Source organism: Streptomyces sp. NBC_01520, assembly GCF_045040375.1.
Taxonomy (GTDB): domain Bacteria; phylum Actinomycetota; class Actinomycetes; order Streptomycetales; family Streptomycetaceae; genus Streptomyces.
This window is the reverse complement of record NZ_CP109404.1, coordinates 6,422,434-6,442,269: the sequence shown is the minus strand read 5'-3', so window position 1 is coordinate 6,442,269 and position 19,836 is coordinate 6,422,434. Positions and strand designations below refer to the sequence as shown.

Below are 19,836 nucleotides of genomic sequence, written 5' to 3'. Positions count from 1 at the left end.
CCAGCTTCCGGCAGTACGTCCGGCACCTCGTGTCGGTGCCGGTGGACGGCTCAGCGGCGCTCGTTGATGCGGACGAGGTTGCCCGCAGGGTCGCGGAAGACGCAGTCGCGGACACCGTACGGCTGCTCGGTCGGCTCCTGGACGACGTCGGCGCCGCCGGACCGAACCCGCTCGAAGGTGCCGTCGAGGTCGTCGGTGGCCAGGATGATGTGACCGTAGGTGCCCTTGGCCATCATCTCGACGACGGTGCGTCGCTCGTCGTCGGTGATGCCGGGGTCGACGGCCGGCGGGGTCAGGACGATGGACGTGTCGGGCTGACCGGCCGGGCCGACCGTGATCCAGCGCATCTCGCCGTAGGCGACGTCGTTGCGGACTTCGAAGCCGAGCGTGTCGCGGTAGAAGGCCAGGGCCGCGTCCGGGTCGTCGTGGGGGAGGAACGTCGAGTGAATCGTGAGGTCCATGGGATTCACGCTAGCTTCGGCCCGGTGGCCGCGCTTCTCGATTCCTGATCGGTCTGGTCACCTGTTTCGCCACGCACGACGGCATGCCCGCGGTGGCCCGGGCAGCCTCTCGCCGGTAGGTGCTGGGCGGCATACCGACCAGCTCCGTGAAGCGCGTACTGAAGGTGCCCAGCGACGAGCAGCCGACCTCGAAGCAGACCTCGGTGACGCCGAGGTCGCCACGGCGCAGCAGCGTCATCGCGCGCTCGATACGCCGTGTCATCAGATAGCCGTACGGCGACTCGCCGTACGCCTGCCGGAACTCACGGCTGAGGTGCCCGGCCGACATGTGCTCGCCCCGGGCCAGCGCCTCGACGTCCAGCGGCCGCGCGTACTCCCGGTCGATCCGGTCACGGATCCGGCGCAGCCGCACGAGGTCGCTCAAGCGCTGCTCCGTGGTGGGTCTGCTGGTCACGTACGAGAGCGTACGACGCACCGGGGCCACCCGGCAGCCCGATTCCACCGACGTTCTACCGAGGTCCCGCACCTGGACCGCCCCGGGACCGACGCCGGGCCTGACGCCGGGTCGGCACCCAACCATCACTCGAACGGCACACCCCGCCGCGCTCTTCATCTCATATCTGAGATAGCGTTCGGGCATGGAAGACGACTACCTCGTACGTATCGGCAAGCTCATCCGTGACGCCCGTCAGCACCGGGGCTGGACACAAACACAGCTTGCCGAGGCGCTCTCGACCAGCCAGAGCGCCGTCAACCGCATCGAGCGCGGCAACCAGAACATCAGCCTTGAGATGATCGCCCGTATCGGCGAGGCCCTCGACAGCGAAATCGTGTCGCTCGGTTACGCCGGACCGATGCACCTGCGGGTGGTCGGCGGACGTCGGCTGTCCGGCTCCATCGACGTCAAGACGAGCAAGAACGCCTGTGTCGCCCTGCTCTGCGGCTCGCTGCTCAACAAGGGCCGGACCGTGCTGCGCCGGGTGGCCCGCATCGAGGAGGTCTTCCGCCTGCTGGAGGTCCTCAACTCCATCGGTGTGCGCACCCGCTGGATCAACGACGGTGTCGACCTGGAGATCCTCCCGCCCGCCGAGCTCGACCTGGAGTCCATCGACGCGGACGCCGCGCGCCGGACCCGGTCGATCATCATGTTCCTCGGCCCACTGCTGCACCGCCTGGACCGCTTCACCCTGCCGTACGCGGGCGGCTGCGACCTCGGCACGCGGACCATCGAGCCGCACATGATCGCCCTGCGCCGCTTCGGCCTGGAGATCGCGGCGACCGACGGGCTCTACCACGCGCAGGTCGACCACGAGGTCCGGCCCGGCCGCCCCATCGTGCTGACCGAGCGCGGCGACACCGTGACCGAGAACGCCCTGCTGGCCGCCGCCCGGCACGACGGCACGACCGTCATCCGTAACGCCTCCTCCAACTACATGGTCCAGGACCTGTGCTTCTTCCTGGAGGCGCTCGGCGTCAGGGTCGACGGGGTCGGGACGACGACCCTCACCGTGCACGGCGTACCGGAGATCGACGTGGACGTCGACTACTCCCCGTCGGAGGACCCGGTCGAGGCGATGAGCCTGCTGGCCGCCGCCGTGGTGACGGAGTCCGAGCTGACGATCCGCCGGGTCCCCATCGAGTTCCTGGAGATCGAGCTGGCGGTGCTGGAGGAGATGGGCGTCGACTGCGACCGCACGTCGGAGTACGCCGCCGACAACGGCCGCACCCGGCTGGTGGACCTGACGGTCCGGCCCTCCAAACTGGAGGCACCCATCGACAAGATCCACCCGATGCCGTTCCCCGGACTGAACATCGACAACGTGCCGTTCTTCGCGGCCATCGCGGCCGCCGCGCACGGCAAGACCCTGATCCACGACTGGGTCTACGACAACCGCGCCATCTACCTCACCGACCTCAACCGCCTCGGCGGCCGACTGCAACTCCTCGACCCGCACCGCGTCCTGGTAGAGGGCCCGACCCGCTGGCGCGCCGCCGAAATGATGTGCCCGCCCGCACTGCGCCCGGCAGTGGTGGTGCTGCTGGCGATGATGGCGGCCGAGGGAACGTCCGTGCTGCGCAACGTGTACGTGATCAACCGGGGGTACGAGGAGCTGGCGGAACGCCTCAACTCCGTGGGCGCGCAGATCGAGATCTTTCGGGACATCTGAAAGTCCGCAAAAATGGCCCCGTCGCACCCCTTCTGACCTGCACAAATGCAAGTTGAGGCGGGGTGTGGCGGAGTCCCTGGGACTTTTCTGGGACTTTGGGCCAGGAGCGACGACGTGCACCGCGCTCTTCACGTGATGAGTCATCGGAAAGACGTCGACCTGGGCAAGTCACGGAAAACCCCAGGTCAGACACCATTTTTCAGCTCGCCGTCCTGCGTGTGGGTACCTGGAGCGTCAAACGAGCGTCACAGCCAACAGTCGGTGAACAGGCCGCCAAAGTGCCCGCCGGGGCCGGCTACAGGTGCAGTCCCACATGGTTCGCGATGTACCGCTTCCCCTCGGAGTCGAGGGCGAAGTAGATGCGTCCGACCTCGTTGGGCGAGACGGCGTCCCGTACCTTGATGTGCGGCAGTCCGTCCCAGCGCTTCCCGTTGACCGTGAAGTAACGCTTGTCCTTGTCCTTGCTGAGTTTCTCGTCGTTGGGCGCGAATCTCAGTCCGTGGTCGTCGTAGAACCACTGGGCCAGCCTGGGCATCTTGCCGGAATGGGAGTATAGGTCCATCGCAGCCTGCGCGAGGGCGGTCAGCCGGTCGGTCATCTCCTGGGGGGACGGGTAGCGGGAGTCCTTCCAGGCGCGCGCCGCTCTCGCCGTGAACACGATGTGCTCCTCCGACGCCTTGGTGAGAGCTTCGAAAGTGAGCACGGAATCCGATCCGAAAGGAGGGTTCTCGCTCCAGGCATCCATGCAGCTCTGTGCCATGTCCTCCCAGGACGTGGCGTCCTCTTCTAGCTGCCAGACACGCTTCTGCAGTGCTTCGAGCTCGGCGGTCGTGTCTCCGGCGGCTTGGGCGCGCGACAACTGCTCCGCCGCCCTACGGCCTGCCGCGCGGTGCACGCCACGCTGGGTGGAGCTGAACCGCTGGAGAAGCACAGCCTCGAGGGGTTGCGCATGGGTCGTGGGAACGGACGGTGCAGTCATCCGCCCACGATGGCGACGCTCAGCACTCGCAACCAGGTGCGACGCGGGTACGCCGTCCCGGCGCACCCGCCCACGCGTGGCCGGTACGCAGCACAGGCAATCACACCCGGTCGGCCTCGTCCGGAGATGGCACCGTGGATGACCTCCGGTCATGTCGAGGGGAAGGCCCCTGCGCTTCAGAGGTCTTGCAGGCGACTGCGAGGCTGCTGGTTCGACGGCGTGGACAGGACGTCTGCGGCTGCTTCTATATCGACGTCGACCTGGACTCTGCGGAACTGTTCAAGAGTCTCGAGCTCTTGGTCCGTGAAGCCTCCTTCGCTCAGACGAATGGCCTCCGCCAGGAATTGAATGGTCTGCCCGATGCGAACGGCGTCCTCTGCGGCGCCGCGGTGGAGCGATCGATAGGACGTGGCAGTGGGGCCCTGCCAGCCGGCCTCGATGCCGTCGACGATCTCGTCCATGCGCTTGAACTGCTTGCCGAGATACTCGTGCATGTCATCCAGATCGTCCGCCAGTTTTTTCAACTGCGAAGACGTATAAGCGAGTTTCGGCTCATCACCCATGTCGGTCCCCCACGTTCGAACCTGTGTTGCAAGCCGACCAACCCTAGCAACAGGGACACAACTTCACAGGCATGGGGTGTCACGCACACGGACACCTCCATCACCTCTGCCACTGAGGGGCCAGGCTTCGAATTAGGCAGACATGTGGCCGACAGGCGACCCGGTGCCCGCACGGACTCCGCTCAGGTGATGAATAGCATCATTGGTGACTGTTTTCTAGGGGGATCAGCACCGTGCCGGACGAGGACCGCATCACCGTTAATTTCGCTACTTTGCAACAGCTTTCGGGTGACCTGGAGGGCATCCTCCGCGTCCTCAACGAGAAGCTGGACACGTTGTACGAGCGGACCGCTAAAGCCGTGCTGAGCTGGGACGGTGAGGCACGCGAAGCGTTCATCGACGAGCTGGACAAGTGGAGCCACTCTGCCGGCGACCTCAAGGCAACCCAGGCTTGGCTCCACGAGGTCGTGGTGAAGGGGCACCTGAACTACGCCGCGGCCAACAGGTCCGTACTCGAAGGCTGGGGAGGCGGTGCCTGATGGCCGGCCCTTCCTCACCCGCCCAGCCGCCAGGTGGCAGCGGCACCATCGACGTCAAGCCGAGCGACCTCTGGTCGGTCTCCGGTCGGGTCGCCGCGCAGCAGGACTTCCTGGTACGGGGTGCCAAGACGCTTCTCGAGGAGCTGGGCAAGTACCCGGACGCAGGCGGTGCCGGCACAGAGGCCGAGAAGTTCGCCCGGACATACAAGAGGATCGGCAATCGCTGGCTGGAGGTCTGGGGCCGGTCCGTGCTCAGCGTCGGCGGCGTAGCGGTCGGATTCACCGAGACGGCCAATGCCTACACCAGGGCAGATGTGGCGGCCCACCCCAAGCCGGGGAAGACGGCCGAGCAGCGCCCGCGGCCCGTGGTCATCGACAAGGCCCCGAACTTCGACTCGGTACCCGATATCAAGTGGGGCGACGAAGACGGCGGCGACGACATCCTGCGCGGCCTGATGGAGGGCATACCCGAAATCGTCCGGGACGTTCTGCAGCCACTGTGCAAGAACGTGTTCCGGGTCGGAAGGGTGGCTGACGTCCACCCCTTCCCCCAGCAGCACTACCTGAACTCCCTGTGCCACAGCTGGATGAACGTGTCCATCACCGCGTCATTGGGGGCGGACCAGCTCACTCAGGCCGTGGGTGCCATAACCAACCCGCAGCAGGCCGACTGGGAAGCCGCGATGCGTACCTTCTGCAGCGCCCTGTGGGGAGGGACGGTCTGGGGGCAGCAGCGGCACGGCTACCAATGGGGGCAGACCGCCAACTCAGGTCCGGGCACGCCCCGGGTTCCCACGGGCAGTGAGCCGGTCCTGGCCGTTCTCAAGGACACGGCCGACGACATCGCCACCATCCTCCGCGAGTACGCGGAAGCCGCCGTCGATCTCAACCGAGATGTCGCGGACGAGCTCCAGCTGGCCATGCTGAAGGCGGCCAAGGAGGTTCTCGAGGATCTGGCCAAGCCCAAGAGGCTTGGAAGCGTCCTCACCTCCGCCGCAACAGTGATCGGTAAGGGTGCGGGCCTGGTCCTGTCGTTCGATGTCAAGACAGTGCTGAACATCAACACGGGCCGGCTGAACGCGATCGTCGACAAGTACACCGGCATCCTGGAGGGCCTGACCACCCGCATGGAGGCGCTGAAGGGCCCCTTGGCCGAGGCATACCTGAGCGCTCCGAAGTTCGAGGCCGGTGTCGCCCGTGCCCATGGCTTCGGCACCCGGGCCCTGGACGAGTTCAAACATGAGCAACGGTGGACCGAAGCGGGCTCCACCGGCAGTCATACCTTCGACCTTGCGAGCAACGAGTACCTGGGGGGCGGCCACACTCTGGAAAAGCACGTCGGCAAGACCGACGAGCAACTCGCTCAACGCTTGCGCGACCAGGCCGACGACAACAACAACTGGCCCGAGCAACGCAAACCAACGATCGGCGGTTCGTCGTCCTTCGACAACATGGCCGCCGCGCAGCGGCTGACGGAACACAACCTGCGGACGAAGCAGCCCCAAATCGACGCATGGCTAGCCACCAATCCTGCGGAGGGGAAGACCCAGGCATTCACGAGCCCGGCCCCCAACGGCGAGGTCAGCGGCCGATATGTGTCCAAGCAACCCACGCCCGTTCCGGACGGGTCGGGCAATACCATCCCGGGGACCGGGTACAAAGACCATGGACTCAACGCGCAGGCGATCGACGTGAAGAACGTGAATACGATCCTGAAGTACGATTCCAGACTCGATCCGCCCTATATCATCCTTACGTCCATGCCCGCCCCGTGACCGATCGACCGGAAGCCGAATGACCCCCATCGACCGCACTGTCTGGGACACCACGCTGGAACGGCTCCTCGACGACGTGTACACCTTCGCCATGACCGGACCCCGACGGGACGACGACTGGGGGCGGGACGTCCTGGCCGTCATGGACCGGTCGGCCACCGACCCGCGAGGCTGGCGGACACTGGAGTGGCAGATCGACAAGGAGGGGCGTGAGAACGTGCGCCCTTCCTTTCCGTTTCTTCCGCTCACGGCCGAGCAGGTACACGAGTGGACGTATCCCGTCACGGCCTCCGCCGCCGCTGAGCTGCTTGCTTCTCTGACTCAGGAGTGGTTCTTCGAGGGCCGCCCTGTCCGGATGCGCGTCGACCGTGACGATGTGCTGGCCGACGCCCGGATGGTGCTCAGCCGGTTCGGTACCGACGCCGTCTTCCGTACCTCCTCGGAGCTGGCCCGGGTCTCCGCCTCGCCGGACTTCCTCGCCGATGACCTCGCCGGCGGCAGGGCCTTCACCGACTATGTGATGGATCTAGGGCTGATTGCCGTGAACTCGAACGAGGTCGGGATCTTCTGGTCGTTCAACGCGAACTGAGAACACGCACACGGGCCGGCGACCACGCTGACGGGACCCGGGGGGTGTCCCGACCAGAAAACACCCTGGCACCCCTGCCGAGAAAGGCCAGCACCACATGTCCGTGGACCAGACGTCCTGGGAAGCCGCGGTACGCCACTTGTACGAGGACGCGTACCCGTACGACGCCACGGGCCCGCGTCGCCACGAGAACTGGGTCCTCGACGTCCTTGCTCTGATGGCACGGGCCCCGAACCCCCGCAGCTGGACCGGTCTCGATGACGCGACACAGAACCCGAAGTGCGAGGCGTGCCTCACGTATCCCTTCGTCGCCCACCCTCCGGAGTACATCGCGAGGCGTCTCAAGGAGATCGATCGGGACAGTGCCGAGAACCTGCTCCTCGCCCTTACGGACGACCGCTGCACCCTGTCCAACCTGAGTCGCTTCGCCGAAAGCGAGACGGAGCTCCGGGCGATGGCGCGCACGATCCTCACGCGCTACGGAGACTCCGCCAGCTTCCACACCAACGTCAACAAGCCCGGTCACGTGAGCGGCACGCTCGACTTCACATCGTCGGGCTGGGCGTACAGCCCGCTGAGCGTGTACTCGGAGGACTACGGCCTGATCGTCGTCTCGGACACCGAGGTGGGCATGTTCTGGAACTTCGCCGACTACTGAACCGCCTGCCAACCGTAGGAGTTCGGCTCCTGACGAGGCAACTTGAGAGGATGCCCCCGTGCTGACCCGTTCCGCATCCTATCCCGACCGGGAGACCGCCCAGTGGGCCACCCAGCAGGTGGTGACCGCCAACGAACAGGCCGTCCACCGCTGGCTCGCCCAGAACACCCGGGCCCGCCTCACCCTCGAGGCAGCCTGGCCGTCCCGTGAGGAGCCCGTGGGCCGGGTCCAGCTGGAGGGCGACCTGCTGGCCGGGCGCGGCCCCGTCAACGTGCGCGCGGCGCGCGTGGTGCTGCGCCGCGAGGCGACGAGTCCGCTCGGCTTCGTCGTCCACACGACCGTCCCGTTCTACCTGTAGGGGTCGCACGCACATGTCCATGAAGCCCCTCGAACACGACCGGCGGTACGGCGAGCTGGACCAGGTGATGCGCGCGTATCTGGGTCAGCCGGCCGACGACACCCCGGAGCGGCGCAGTCGCGCCCTGGACGCGTACCTCCGTCACACCTGGCACACCCGCCCCTCTGCCATCGCGGAAGCGGAGCGACAGCTGCGCGAGTACAGCCGTAATCCTCCGGGCCGCATCCGGCAGGAGCTGGGCGAGTTCTACTCGATTCCGGACACCGGAAAGCCCCAGCCGGACATCGGCGACTGGCTGACAGTGCTGGCCGACCACCTGAAGAGAAGCATCGAGGAGGGCGACGTCCCGGAGCCATCGTCCCCGCAGACGCACTGGGAGTGGCACGCGCGTTTCCCGGAGACCGCGCAACTGCTGGGCGGCTGGTTCTCCCAGGACATCGTCGACGAGTTTCCCGACCACGACGCCGCGGTCGCCGACTACGCCGACACCACAAACCCGCAGTTGGTCGCCCGCCTCGTGGGCGAACTGCACGAGTTGCTCGCCCTCCCCCTGGACGAGGGGGACTATGCCCTGGCCGCCGCCGAACTCGGCATGGAGGTGGGCCCGCCGGAACCGTTCTCCCACGGCGCCTGGTTCCAGTCGCTGGCGGCGACACGCTCCGGTGTCTGATCCGGCGGGACGGCCGGGAGACGGGCGCTCCGCAACCGTAGGATGGCACGAACGTGGACAGCGCCCCAGGGCGTACGGGGCAGCGCGCCACACCGTCAGTGTCCGCAGGCGGCTGACCTTCCTGGGGTGCACTGAAGGTCATCCGCGCCTCAGCTCCGAGGCCACGGTGTCGGGTGATTCCGCTTGGGGTACGCACGCAGCACGGCAGGACCGACAGAGGCCGTCCGGGAGCGCTCCTGACGGGCCTGGGCGACTGCATTTTCGGTGCGCTCAGAGGCTCAACGGGTGATCAAAGCGGGCGTCACTTGAGCGTCAAGAACGTTCGCAAGGCAATCCCCGCGACAACCTTGGATATTGCTCTCGCTTCAAAGGCGCAGAACACAGCGCCTCGGACCGATCGACCTGTTAACAAGGGAAATGGGTCGAGAAACGAACCTGATACATAAAGCCGCAGGTCAGACGCCCTTCGCAACAGGCTCAAGAATGGCCACACACTCAACGTGCGAAGTCATCGGAAAGATGTCGGCCTGGGAGAGTCTCGGAAAAGCCCAGTTCAGAGCCCCTTTTAGGGGTCGCAGTACCGCGTGCTGACGCCCAGAGCGTCAAACGAGCGTCATGACCAACAGTCCAGTCCTCCTCCTCGGGACGGAACAGGTTGCCACGATTAGCGCCCCCTGCACGAGCGCTCGGATCATTGATCGCCAGGGCACACTGGTGGACTACCAGCTCGCGAGGGCAAGGACACCGGCATCGTCACCCCCTACGGGACCTAGGCGGAGGCGACGTTGGAAGCCTTGCGGGACGCAGAGAGCGACGGCCGCTCGCTCACGAAGATGGACACCACACCGCATCCAGGGCTCCCGCAAAACAGGCGCGGCCGGGGACCGGTAGGTCTTGCCCTCGCGACAGCGGGCACCGCCTGCCGCCGGGTCAACCAGTACGGGGACGCTAACCTCGATCTTTCGTGAGGGTCCGCCGACGGAGTCGGTGGACCCTTTTGCTTTCTGGAGCTGATGCCGGGCAGGCCGGTGGCCCGTCTGCCGCGTCGGGTGGGCGCCGGGTTCCACTGCCCAGGGCGGTGATGCTGTCGCAGGGACGGTGGGTTGCTGGTCAGCCGGGGTCGGGCAGGAGCGCAAGCCGTTCAAGGGCGGCGGTGATCTCGCCGGTCCAGGGCCAGTGCCGGGCGAGGCGGAGAATCCTGCGCCGACCGGTGGTGACGAGCTTGCCGGCTGTGGAGAGCAGGCGGAACCGCACGCGACGCGGTTCCCAGAGCCTCGCCCGGCCGGTCAGAGCGAGCATGGGCATCCAGGCCAGCAGGTCGAGCGCGATCTGGGCGATCTCCATCCAGACCCTGTTCTGGGCGCTGTCGTGCAGGGGCAGGTTGCGCAGGCCAGCGGCCCGGGCGGCCCGGATCCGGTCCTCGGCCCGTGCCCGGAGCCGGTGACGGAGCTCGAGCTCGGCGATCGGCCGGTCAGGGGTGTTGGTCGCGAAGCACGTGATCCGCATGCCGTCCGCGTCCGTGATCCGCAACTGGGCTCCGGGATGGGGCCGTTCCTTTCGGACGATCAGTCGCATGCCCTTGGGCCAGCCGTCCAGGACGTCACCAGTGAGTTCGGCGACCCAGGCCCCGTCCCGGATCTCCCCGTCGGTCTCGACGGCCGGGGTCCAGGCAGGGGCGGGGGCATTCAGCACGTGTTGGTGGATCGCTTCGGTGACCGTCATGCCGACCGAGTAGGACAGCCATCGTCCTCGCCGGGCGAGCCAGGCCACGAAGTCGTGGGTGCCGCCCGCGGAGTCGGTGCGGATCAGGGTCTGGCGCCCCCGCCGGTAGGACTTGGGTAGTTGGGCCAGGGCGAGCTGGGCGGTGGTGATGTGGTCGGCTGCCGTGTTGGAGCCCGCGTTTCCCGGTCGCAGGAGAGCGGCGACGGGCTCACCGGTTCCGCCCGGTCCGTGGTCGACAAATGCCGTCAGCGGGTGATGGCCGTAGGTCTTCTTCCAGGTCGCGGCCGCGTCCTGCTTATCGGAGTGGGCGATCACGAGGACGCCGTCGAGGTCGACGGTGACCTGACCGTCGGCGTCCGGGGCGTTCCCGCCGGCCAACGACCAGACACGATGACGGACTTCGGAGCGTGCGGACCGGACGGCGTGCAGGGCTTTCTCGCCGGAGGCGGCGAGGGTGTCGATCAGGCGGGAGACGGTCGGGTCGGAGGCGACCGGGCCGAAGACCGCCGGCTCACACCTCAGCATGGCGACATCCGCGAGGCAGTCCGCGCCCAGTGCGACCGCCATGGCGACGTCCAGGAGGATCTTGCCGGGATCGTGGACGGCCCGCGGCTTCCGCCACGGAGCCAGAGCTGCGGATATCGCCTGGTCAAGGCCCGTCTTGCGGACCGTCTCCAGCAGCAGGACCGCACCGGCCTGCGAGACCACCTGCCGACCGTCTCCCTGGACACGGACACGTGGGTACGACGAGATACGCTCTCTCACCTGGAAAGTGCTCTTTTCCTTGCAGCCAACAGGACCCTCAGCAAGTCCTATCGATGCAGGTCAAGGGCACTTTCCGTGTTTCTGATCAACTCCTGGACAGCCCACCTCGTGAAAGCGCGAGGCTAGGGGTGTAGCAGTTGATCGCTGCCGGGGCGGTGCTCGTCCCGGCAGCCTGAGCCACCACCGGTGCGGCACCCTCCGGAGGGTGCCGCACCGGTGGTGGAACCCAAGGTGCGGCCGGGGGCTCCACCGCGCCTGGAACGTTCAGACGCGCTGATCTCCGGCCTTCTGGACGGATTCCTCGCCGCGGCTGGTGGGTACGCCGACCGGTGCGGTGGTGGCCACTGGTGAACCCGCCTTCGAGGGAAGGTGGTTGAAGAGGACGTTCAGCGCGATGGCCGTCAGGCAGCCCGCGCTGATCCCGCTGTGCATCACCGTCTGGAACCAGGCCGGGAACTGGTCGTAGAGCGTAGGCACCCCGACCGGAAGCACACCCATCGCCACCGAGACGGCGACGATCGTCAGGTTGTGGTTGTCCTTGAACTCGACCTGGGCAAGGGTCCGCAGGCCGCTCGCCGCGACGGTCCCGAACATCACCAGGCCCGCACCACCCAGCACCGGAGCCGGAATCGCCGCGATCAAGGCGCCCAGCTTGGGCAGCAGCCCGAGCAGGACGAGGATCCCGCCCGCCACGGCGACCACCCAGCAACTGCGGACCTTGGTCATACCGACCAGGCCCACGTTCTGGGCGAACGCCGTGTAGGGGAAGGTGTTGAACACGCCGCCGAGGACCGTGGACAGACCGTCGGCCCGCAGGCCGTCGGCCAGGGCGCGGGGCTCGACCTTGCGGTCGGTCATCTCGCCGACGGCGATGAAGTCCCCCGGTCGTCTCCGTCATCGTCACCAGGGCCACCACCAGCATCGCGATGATCGCCGAGGCGTGGAACGTCGGAGCGCCGAAGTGGAAGGGCGTGCTGATGCCCACCCAGTGCGCGTCCCCGACCCCGTCGAAGTCCGTGAACCCGAACGGCACCGACACCGCCAGGCCGACCGCGATACCGATCAGCACGGCGATCCGGCTCAGGAAGGCCGGCGCGAAGCCCTGGACAGCCAGTACGACGACCAGGACGAAGCCCGCCAGGGCGAGATTCTTCGGAGCGCCGAAGTCCGGCGCACCCGCGCCGCCGGCCACCCAGTTACCGGCCACCGGCAACAGCGAGACGCCGATGATCAGGATCACCGCGCCCGTCACGAGCGGCGGGAAGAACCTCAGCAGCCGGCCGAACACCGGGGCGAGGAGGACGATCGCGAGTCCGGCGACGATCACGGATCCGTAGATGGCCGGCAGCCCGCCCCCCTCCGTTCCTATCAGCACCATGGGCGAGACGGCTGCGAACGTACAGCCCTGCATGATCGGCAGACGCACGCCGAAGCGCCAGAAGCCGACACACTGGATGAGGGTCGCCACCCCGCAGATCAGCAGGTCCGCGGTGATCAGATAGGCCAGATCGGCGGGCGGCAGCTTCATCGCGCCGCCCACGATCAACGGCACGGCCACCGCGCCGGCGTACATCGCCAGCACATGCTGCAGCCCGGAGGCCGCCAGTTGGCGTATCGGTGGAACCGCGTCGACGGGATGTACGGGTGTTGCGGACACCACGGGGCGCTCCAAGGACGGGTGGGCGGGGACGGAGAAGGCCCAACAGCACCAGACCGTAAGGGCTTTAAACAATTTGTTGATTGCGTGTCTGTTGCCGGGATGTGTCGTACCCGCCGGGTCCTGTGCGACCCGTCCGCGTGGCGTCCGGCGCGGGGCGGCGCGGGAGGTGTTACGAAGGCGCCCTTGTGGAGAGTTCCAGCAGCCCGATAAGTTCCACGCCGGAGCAAGAACTACGCTCACCGGCGCGGTCCGCACGGTGATCTGAACGCGCGGGACGGCCTGCACCCGCTCACACCTTGCGGTAGTCGTACGCGTCCACGGCCGCCGCCTCCACCGCGGCCAGATCGCCGCCCGCCGACGCGGTCACCAGTGCGGCGACCGCACCCTCGACGAATGGCGCGTCCATCAGCCGCGCGCCGTCGGGCAGTTGGTCGCCCTCGGCCAACATGGCCTTCACCGTCAGCACAGCGCTCCGACGGGCAGCGCCACCCCGCACCCCTGCCCAACGAGTTGCGGTCGCGGTTACTCATGTGGTCCGGGTGCGTCGTGCTCGGCTTCGAGCCAGCCCAGCCGAGCCGCCTGGAAGCCCAGCTGTATGCGATTCTGCACCTTCGCGACGTCCATCAGGTGCCGGACCCGGCGCTGCACCGTTCTCAGGGAGCTGTGGAGTTGGGCGGCGATCGCTTGGTCGGTGAGGCCGGTCAGCGACAGGCTGAGGATCTGTGCATCCAGATCTTCGATGCCGGACGCGTTCTGCAAGGCCCCGGCAGAGGTGACGAACTGCGTCGCTTTCTCCCATTCGGACTCGAACAGTGCTACCAGCGCGTCGAGCAGGCTGCTCGAGTACACGAGCAGGGCTTCCGCCGGTGCGGCATCGGTTCGACCGAGGAGCGGAACAATGGCGAACTCACGGTCTACGATGAAGAGTTTCAGTGGCACGATCTCGGCGAATCGGACCTCCTCTCCTGCGACCCGCGCCTGGACGATCTCGTCGAACGACGGGACTCCCTCATCGAGCATCGCACCTTTGGGCATCGGGCGTTCGACCACCACGCGGTAACGGACACCGCGCGCGATGACAGCGCCGTCGGTCCTGTTGCCGACCACGAAGACCGGCGCCTTGACGAAGTTCATGACCTCTTTCCGTGCGCCGAGTTGTATTTGTCCGACACGCTCGCGTATGGCCTCGGTGCCGTGGATCAGATCGATGACGTCACCGACGCCGCGCCCGAGGGCCGCCGAGCGGTAGATCTTGTCGAGGGAGTCGAGTTCGAGTTCCGCCTGCTTGAGTTCGTTCTGCCGCTGGCCCAGGCGTGCCTGCAGCGCCGCCGCCGGTGGGGAGGCCACGAACCGGGTGGTGTCGTCAAGGCCGCGCGTGGCGAGTCCCCGGCCTTCGAGCACGCCGAGGATGCCCACGACCTGGCGGGTTTCGCGGCCGACGGACTCGGCGAGTTCGGCGGGAGTGGCGGAGGCTACCGAGATGAGCGCGCGGTAGGTCTCCAACTCTGCGGTGCTTAGTCCCAGCACGTCCGACAGCATGGTGCTCCTCCGCAAGTTGGTCGGCCCTGGCTATTTGGCTGGGTTTGATCTGATTCCCTGATGGCCGGTCAGCGAACTGGCGGCTGCCTGCGGGAATGGGCGATCGGGCCCGCGGGGCGGCCCTTCGGCTCCTCGGCTCTCCGTGCTTTGGCGGCCCTGGACGAGCGTGCGCTGGGCCGGATCGTCAGCGCGGGCGCGGGGCCCCACGATCTGGACTGCTGGGAACCGACGGGGCGGGCAAGTACTGGCAAACGATCTGCGACCGTTGGCCCTGCCCGTATTCGGCGAGGCTTCGCCGAATACGCGAGAGACGGCCGGGGCGAGACTCACGTCTCGCCCCGGTCGCGGCCCTCCGGTTGGGTTCATCGCTTCATCGGTTCACCTCAGCGCAGTTGGTACGCCTTGGGAATCGTCTGCTTGACGGTGTCCCCCGCGCTGTCGGTCGCGGTGATCCGCAGTCCGACTCCTCCGGGAGCCTGGTCACGCTTCGGGTGCTCGATTTGCGCGGTGAACGTGTTCTGCGCGGCGGCCCGGGTGGTGATCGCCGGCTGCCAGGTCTTGCCGCCGTCGACGCTGGCCTCGACCCGCAACTCCGTCACGGTCGGTGGCTTGCTGAGCCGATCCTGGTAGTAGCCGGTGACGGTGATGGGGTGGAGACCGCCGGTCTTGGCGGTGTTGTCCAGTTCCAGGCCCAGGTCGTACCGCAGGAAGATCAACGGCTCCGGACGGCACTTACCTGGATCCTTGACGATGGCGTCCGCGATGCACGGCTGCGACGTCGGCGTGTCAGGTTTGGCCGGCCGGTCGGACATGTACTCCCACACGGTCTTGACCCCGTTGGTTTCCGTCTCGAACGAGTAGCGGGCTGACTGCGCAGGCAGGTCATACGTGATGACGTCACCACTACCGCAACCCGCCACCGCAAGCACCCCTACGGCTGTCAGCGCCGCCAGGTTCACTGTCCGGCGCCACCTCGATGGCGCGGTCGCTTTCATCGGACCGGTCTCCTTCCTCGCTTCGGTCATCACTGCTTGCTCCCCGACACCAGGTCCGGCGCGTTGCCGGGCTCGCCGAGCTGGAAGTTGAACTCGAGCGGGACGAGCCGTTGCTCGAGTTCGTCGCCGGCCTGGTTGGAGAGGCTGACGTCGCAGGTGCTGCAGGTGTCCATCCCGTAGAGGAGCGGGAACAAGATCGTTGCATTGGCCACGCCGATCACGGCCTGGCGGCCGCCTCCGCTGCCGGTCAGGTACATGGTTGGCCAGAAACGGTCGGCCTCGCGGCAGCCGGCGCACGGCAGACCGGTGCTGTGGGTGAAGCCCGACTTGGTGCGGACCTGGGGCACCGCGCCAGGCAGGGACGGCCCCGAGTTCCAGTCGATCGTGTTCTTCTTGTCGAGCGCCAGGTCCTGAGTTTCGCCAGGGTCCGATGCAAGTGTCAGCACGGACGGCGCGACGAATTGCCTGGTGGCCAGCTCAAATGTGTCTACCGCGTTGTCGTCCCGCGTGACCCACGTGGTGAGTTGCCGTTGGCTGGCCGGCTTGGGCAGGTCCATGTCCGCTACAACCGGGCCGGCGTCGGTGGTCCGGCTCCAGCCGAAGTAGGTAGTCGCCCCGGGCCGGTCAGCGTGGATACGGTGGTTGACACGGTCGAGTTCTTCGGGCACGACCTGGTGCGGCAGGCTGGCGGGGATCCGACCGCTGGTGCTGAACGCCAGCGCGTAGCTCTTCGACACCTCGCTGTTGCCGCCGAGTTCGACCTGGACGCCGGGCGCCGCCCCGCCCCCGATCCGCTGGATCAGCGTGGCGGCCTCGGCCGGGGGTACCGTCACGATCGGCAATGCTGCGTACGGCTCGACCGGCGGGCAGCTGTCCGGACCGTTCACGCAGTTGTAGAGCCGGGTCCCGTACGACTCCAGGGTGACCCGATCGGTTTCGCCGGTCACCAGCACCCCGACCGCGCCCGCCGCGGCAGCCGCCGCCACTCGCTCACGGAGTGCGGTGAAGTTGCAGGTCGTCTTGCAGATGTCGGTCGGCCGCACCAGCACCAGCGCACCCGTCGCGTCGACCTTGGCGAGCTCCTCGGCCGAGCCGGTGCCCGCGTAAACCACGGGCTTCTGCCCGTTGGTGGGCAGTCGGGGGATCGTCGACTGCACGAGGCGGTTCACGTTCCTCCCGTCTTCCTTCCATTGCTGGGTGCCGGCGTGGATGGAGGCGTCCGGCGTCGCGTAGCGGGCGTCCAGGTCGAAGGAGTCACCGTTGCCCGTGACCTTCATCGTTACCGACGGCGGTACCAGGACATGTTGGCTGTTGAAGGAGAGCGTGCCGAGGCTCACCTCGCTGGTCGGCAGTGCCCACCAGTTCGGTTCACCGGGACCGTAGGTGCCGGCCAGCTTTGCGGTAAGCCCCCAGCTGCTGTCCACAGAGGTCCGCTGGATTTGGAAGGCCGCGCGGTATGTCTCCGTCAGCTCCGGGGCGTTCACTCTGATCGGCTTGGCCTTCCGCAAGTCCAGCTCCACCGTGGTCGCCCCGGTGACCTGCACCTGCGGTGCCATCGGTGCGGCCCTGTGCAGCTCACCGGCCGCGTCCCGCCACGTCATCGTGAGTGACGACGCGACAGTGCCGGCGAAGACCTTGGTCTTGATCGTCTCGCCACCAGGTGCCACCTCCGGGTCCTCGTAGAGGTGCAGCTTGTCCTCGTGCATCGGGACGATCAGCGCGTTGCCGTACCGGATGTCGGTGGCGTCGGCCGGAGGAATGACCTTGATGGTCAGGTCGTGACGGATCGGCTCCAGGAACGCCGAGATCCGCGACGTTCCCAGCGTCGTCCCCGTGCTGTCCTCGGCGGTCAGGGCGCCTGTGTATCCGCCGTACTGCCCGGAATCGTCCACCACCTTGCCGTCCAGGGTCACCGTCACGTCGGCCGAACCCTTGGCGGGCACGGTCACCTGGTTGGCGCTGAGCGTGAACAGCCCCGCCGGCGCGGGCTTGCCCGAGAAGGAGGCCGAGGCGGAAAGCGTGAGCGTGATCGGCTCGTCGGTCCAGTTGGTGTAGGTGACCGTCCTGGACGCCGGCGAATGCGGGTATTCGGATCGGCCGAAGCTCAGGCTCCCGTCCGGGATGATCTTCGGATCGATTGCACGGGCCACGTCCACCCGGCCGGCACCCTGCGCGTACAGGTCGTGCCCGAGATCCTTGGCGGTGGCCATCAGCAGCGCCTTGATCTGCCGCCCCGTGAAGTCCGGGTGCTGCTGGGCGATGATCGCCGCGGCGCCGGCCATATGGGGGGTGGCCATGGAAGTGCCGCTGGCGGACGTGTAGTAGTCGTCCACGATCGTGCCCATCGCGGTGCCCTTGGCCCGGGCTGCGGCGATGGCGACGCCCGGAGCCGCGATGTCCGGCTTGGCCCCCCCGTCCCCGACCCGAGGCCCGCGGCTGGAGAAGGCGGCCATCTGGTCGCTCTTGTCCACGGCCGCGACCGTCAGCGCCTCGTCGGCGGCACCCGGCGACCCGACCGTCTTGGCGGTCGGTCCGTTGTTGCCCGCGGCAATGACGAACAGGGTGCCGTAGTCAAGGCTGAGTTTGTTGACCGCCTTGCTCAGCGCGTCCGTTCCGTCGGAGGGCTGGCCACCGAGGCTCATGTTCACCACATCGGCACCGGACTGGGCGGCCCACTCCATGCCGGCGATGATCGCGTCGCCGGGGCACGAGCCGTCCGGACCGCAGACTCTGCCGATGAGCAGCTCCGCACCAGGCGCCACACCGCGACGCAGCCCGTCGGAGGCCTTTCCGGTGCCGGCGATCGTGGACGCCACATGGGTTCCGTGTCCGTGTTCGTCCACCGGACCCGTCGGGCTGTTGGTGAAGTCAACCGCCTCGGCGATCCGGTCGGCGAGATCGGGGTGGGTGGCATCGATGCCGCTGTCCAGCACCGCGACCTTCACGTTTGAACCGTCGTAGCCGCGGCTCCAGGCGGCGGGCGCGCCGATCTGCGGTACGGACTTGTCGAGCTGAATCTTCGTCAGCTCGTTCAGCCACACCTTCTTCACTCCGGCCAGCGGGCCGACGGCCCGAGCGGCGGAGGCGGACTTGCCGGCGGTCTTCTCCCGTACCTCTCGCCACCACTGGCCGTTGCCCTTGATGGTCATCGAGCGGGCGTTGATGCTCTTCAGGACGCGCTTGGCCTTGGTACCGTCGGCGGTCGGCGCCGTCCGAGCGCTGGTCTTTCCGGTGTACGCGGCGATCGCCGGGACCTCACCGGTCGTACCCTCGGCCGCCCAAGCGGCCAGCTTGTCAAGGTTGAAGAGCTCCCAGTCCAGCAGGTCGGCATGGAGCAACGGCAACACGTCGTCCGGTACGACGTAGACCTGGCCGCTCTTGGTGATGGTCTGGAAGAGTACCGACTCGTTCCCGGGTCGCGGTGCCGGCTCGATCTCGTGGACGACCGGCTTCCCGTCCGCGGTGACACCGATCTGCACCTTGTCGCCGGTCACCAGCGTCAGTGGCAGCTTTGCCTGAGTTCCGGCGGCAGTGCGGAGAAGGCTGTCGGCGACCGAAGTGGGCAGGATCTGTTTGAGGGTGGTAGGGGCAGACGGGGCGGGGGTGGGGTCGGCGGCATTCGCCGAGGTCGGTATGGCCATCCCGAGGACGGTGATGCCGGTGATCGCGACGGCGAGCCGTTGCCCGAAACGCCTCATCGCCAGGCCTCCTGAGATGCAGTTCTTTGAGTTTCGCCGTAAATCTGCTGTTTTGAATGCACAAGCTGCTCCTAGTTGTCGTGTCCAAGAAGTCCTTGACAGGTCAAACAGATACTCAGGCTTGACATGGGCAAAGACAACTGATGGACAGTGTCGTATTTCTTCCTTGTCGGAAACCCGCCACAGCGGCCGCCCGGACAACCGACGGGGAACCACCACGCCGCCCTGACGATGCTGTTCGGGCGTGACGGAGTGCCACTTCGAGATGCACGGCGATTCCCCGGCAATCCAACCCCCGGAGAATTCCCGGAAGGAAGGACGGCCGGGGCCACATAAAGACCCGAGGTCGTGAAGTTATTAAATTCCGGGAAACAACTTGTTGCTTTCGATCTCGACCTTCGCTATTGCGCTACAGACATACCGGAAGGCGCCCAGGCCTTGCCGACAGCAGAATTCCAGGTGCGTTCCCGCACCTGAATGAGCTTCAGCGGCGGTTGATGCCGGTTCCGAGGCCGGTCGCCGGGCCACGGCGTAATCAGGGTGGCTGCGCCTGTGCAGCCGGACTTGACCGACCCTGCCGCGTAGCGGGCATCGCCCTGGAACAGCACGGTGCTTGTGCCTGTGGTGCCCAAGATCTCCGGCGCCCAGCGGGAGGTCGATCAGCCTGCGGGGTTCGCCCCGGACCCTGGCTGCGTCA

At 67.1% G+C, this 19,836-nt stretch carries 15 protein-coding genes and 2 pseudogenes; 7 read left to right on the top strand and 10 right to left on the bottom strand.

Going from position 1 to position 19,836, the window contains the following annotated elements:
- Nucleotides 1-50: 50 nt before the first annotated feature.
- Both OG524_RS29065 and OG524_RS29060 read right to left on the bottom strand, forming a co-directional pair.
- Nucleotides 51-461, bottom strand: a complete 411-nt coding sequence (locus OG524_RS29065; RefSeq protein WP_405387754.1) for a VOC family protein — start codon at nucleotides 459-461, stop codon at nucleotides 51-53.
- 10 nt (nucleotides 462-471) lie between these two features.
- Complete coding sequence (locus OG524_RS29060) at nucleotides 472-915, bottom strand: helix-turn-helix transcriptional regulator (protein WP_405387755.1); 444 nt, start codon at nucleotides 913-915, stop codon at nucleotides 472-474.
- Nucleotides 916-1,099: 184 nt separating this feature from the next.
- Here OG524_RS29060 and OG524_RS29055 point away from each other — a divergent pair, with 184 nt between their 5' ends.
- Nucleotides 1,100-2,629: a helix-turn-helix domain-containing protein gene (locus OG524_RS29055; RefSeq protein ID WP_384493963.1), complete on the top strand. Its 1,530-nt coding sequence runs from the start codon at nucleotides 1,100-1,102 to the stop codon at nucleotides 2,627-2,629.
- Nucleotides 2,630-2,924: 295 nt separating this feature from the next.
- Here OG524_RS29055 and OG524_RS29050 read toward each other — a convergent pair whose 3' ends face one another.
- Complete coding sequence (locus tag OG524_RS29050; RefSeq protein ID WP_405387756.1) at nucleotides 2,925-3,608, bottom strand: hypothetical protein; 684 nt, start codon at nucleotides 3,606-3,608, stop codon at nucleotides 2,925-2,927.
- Between the two features lie 176 nt (nucleotides 3,609-3,784).
- A complete protein-coding gene (locus tag OG524_RS29045; protein ID WP_405387757.1) occupies nucleotides 3,785-4,171 on the bottom strand; it encodes a WXG100 family type VII secretion target in 387 nt (128 codons plus the stop codon).
- Between the two features lie 233 nt (nucleotides 4,172-4,404).
- Between OG524_RS29045 and OG524_RS29040 the strand changes: the two genes are divergently transcribed.
- The 6 genes from OG524_RS29040 to OG524_RS29015 all read left to right on the top strand — a co-directional run bounded on the left by OG524_RS29040 (nucleotide 4,405) and on the right by OG524_RS29015 (nucleotide 8,760).
- The gene (locus tag OG524_RS29040; protein WP_283518897.1) at nucleotides 4,405-4,710 is read left to right on the top strand and encodes a WXG100 family type VII secretion target; all 306 of its coding nucleotides are present in this window, start codon (nucleotides 4,405-4,407) and stop codon (nucleotides 4,708-4,710) included.
- Nucleotides 4,710-6,485 carry an RNase A-like domain-containing protein gene (locus OG524_RS29035; RefSeq protein WP_405811954.1) on the top strand — a complete coding sequence of 592 codons (1,776 nt, stop codon included), beginning with the start codon at nucleotides 4,710-4,712 and terminating at the stop codon, nucleotides 6,483-6,485. The genes OG524_RS29040 and OG524_RS29035 overlap by 1 nt, the downstream gene beginning before the upstream one ends.
- 19 nt (nucleotides 6,486-6,504) lie before the next feature.
- Entirely contained in the window at nucleotides 6,505-7,074 is a 570-nt protein-coding gene (locus OG524_RS29030) for a hypothetical protein (RefSeq protein ID WP_405387759.1), read from the top strand.
- A 97-nt stretch (nucleotides 7,075-7,171) separates the two neighbouring features.
- The gene (locus tag OG524_RS29025; RefSeq protein ID WP_405811953.1) at nucleotides 7,172-7,732 is read left to right on the top strand and encodes a hypothetical protein; all 561 of its coding nucleotides are present in this window, start codon (nucleotides 7,172-7,174) and stop codon (nucleotides 7,730-7,732) included.
- A 58-nt stretch (nucleotides 7,733-7,790) separates the two neighbouring features.
- Nucleotides 7,791-8,090, top strand: coding sequence for an RNase A-like domain-containing protein (locus OG524_RS29020; protein WP_405387761.1), 300 nt, complete (start codon nucleotides 7,791-7,793; stop codon nucleotides 8,088-8,090).
- A gap of 13 nt (nucleotides 8,091-8,103) precedes the next feature.
- Nucleotides 8,104-8,760, top strand: coding sequence for a contact-dependent growth inhibition system immunity protein (locus tag OG524_RS29015; RefSeq protein WP_405811952.1), 657 nt, complete (start codon nucleotides 8,104-8,106; stop codon nucleotides 8,758-8,760).
- Between the two features lie 1,110 nt (nucleotides 8,761-9,870).
- Here the strand turns inward: OG524_RS29015 and OG524_RS29010 are convergent.
- From OG524_RS29010 to OG524_RS28985, 6 genes and pseudogenes are all read right to left on the bottom strand, one after another.
- Nucleotides 9,871-11,247 carry an IS1380 family transposase gene (locus OG524_RS29010; protein WP_405387763.1) on the bottom strand — a complete coding sequence of 459 codons (1,377 nt, stop codon included), beginning with the start codon at nucleotides 11,245-11,247 and terminating at the stop codon, nucleotides 9,871-9,873.
- A 264-nt stretch (nucleotides 11,248-11,511) separates the two neighbouring features.
- Nucleotides 11,512-12,907: pseudogene (locus OG524_RS29005) on the bottom strand (nucleobase:cation symporter-2 family protein).
- 289 nt (nucleotides 12,908-13,196) lie between these two features.
- A pseudogene (locus OG524_RS29000) lies at nucleotides 13,197-13,382 on the bottom strand (PTS fructose transporter subunit IIA); the annotation flags it as partial.
- A gap of 47 nt (nucleotides 13,383-13,429) precedes the next feature.
- Nucleotides 13,430-14,446 carry a helix-turn-helix domain-containing protein gene (locus OG524_RS28995; protein WP_405387764.1) on the bottom strand — a complete coding sequence of 339 codons (1,017 nt, stop codon included), beginning with the start codon at nucleotides 14,444-14,446 and terminating at the stop codon, nucleotides 13,430-13,432.
- 383 nt (nucleotides 14,447-14,829) lie between these two features.
- Nucleotides 14,830-15,474, bottom strand: coding sequence for a hypothetical protein (locus OG524_RS28990; protein ID WP_405811951.1), 645 nt, complete (start codon nucleotides 15,472-15,474; stop codon nucleotides 14,830-14,832).
- Nucleotides 15,471-19,139 carry a S8 family peptidase gene (locus OG524_RS28985; protein ID WP_405811950.1) on the bottom strand — a complete coding sequence of 1,223 codons (3,669 nt, stop codon included), beginning with the start codon at nucleotides 19,137-19,139 and terminating at the stop codon, nucleotides 15,471-15,473. Before OG524_RS28985 ends, OG524_RS28990 begins: the two co-directional genes overlap by 4 nt.
- Between the last annotated feature and the right edge of the window lie 697 nt (nucleotides 19,140-19,836).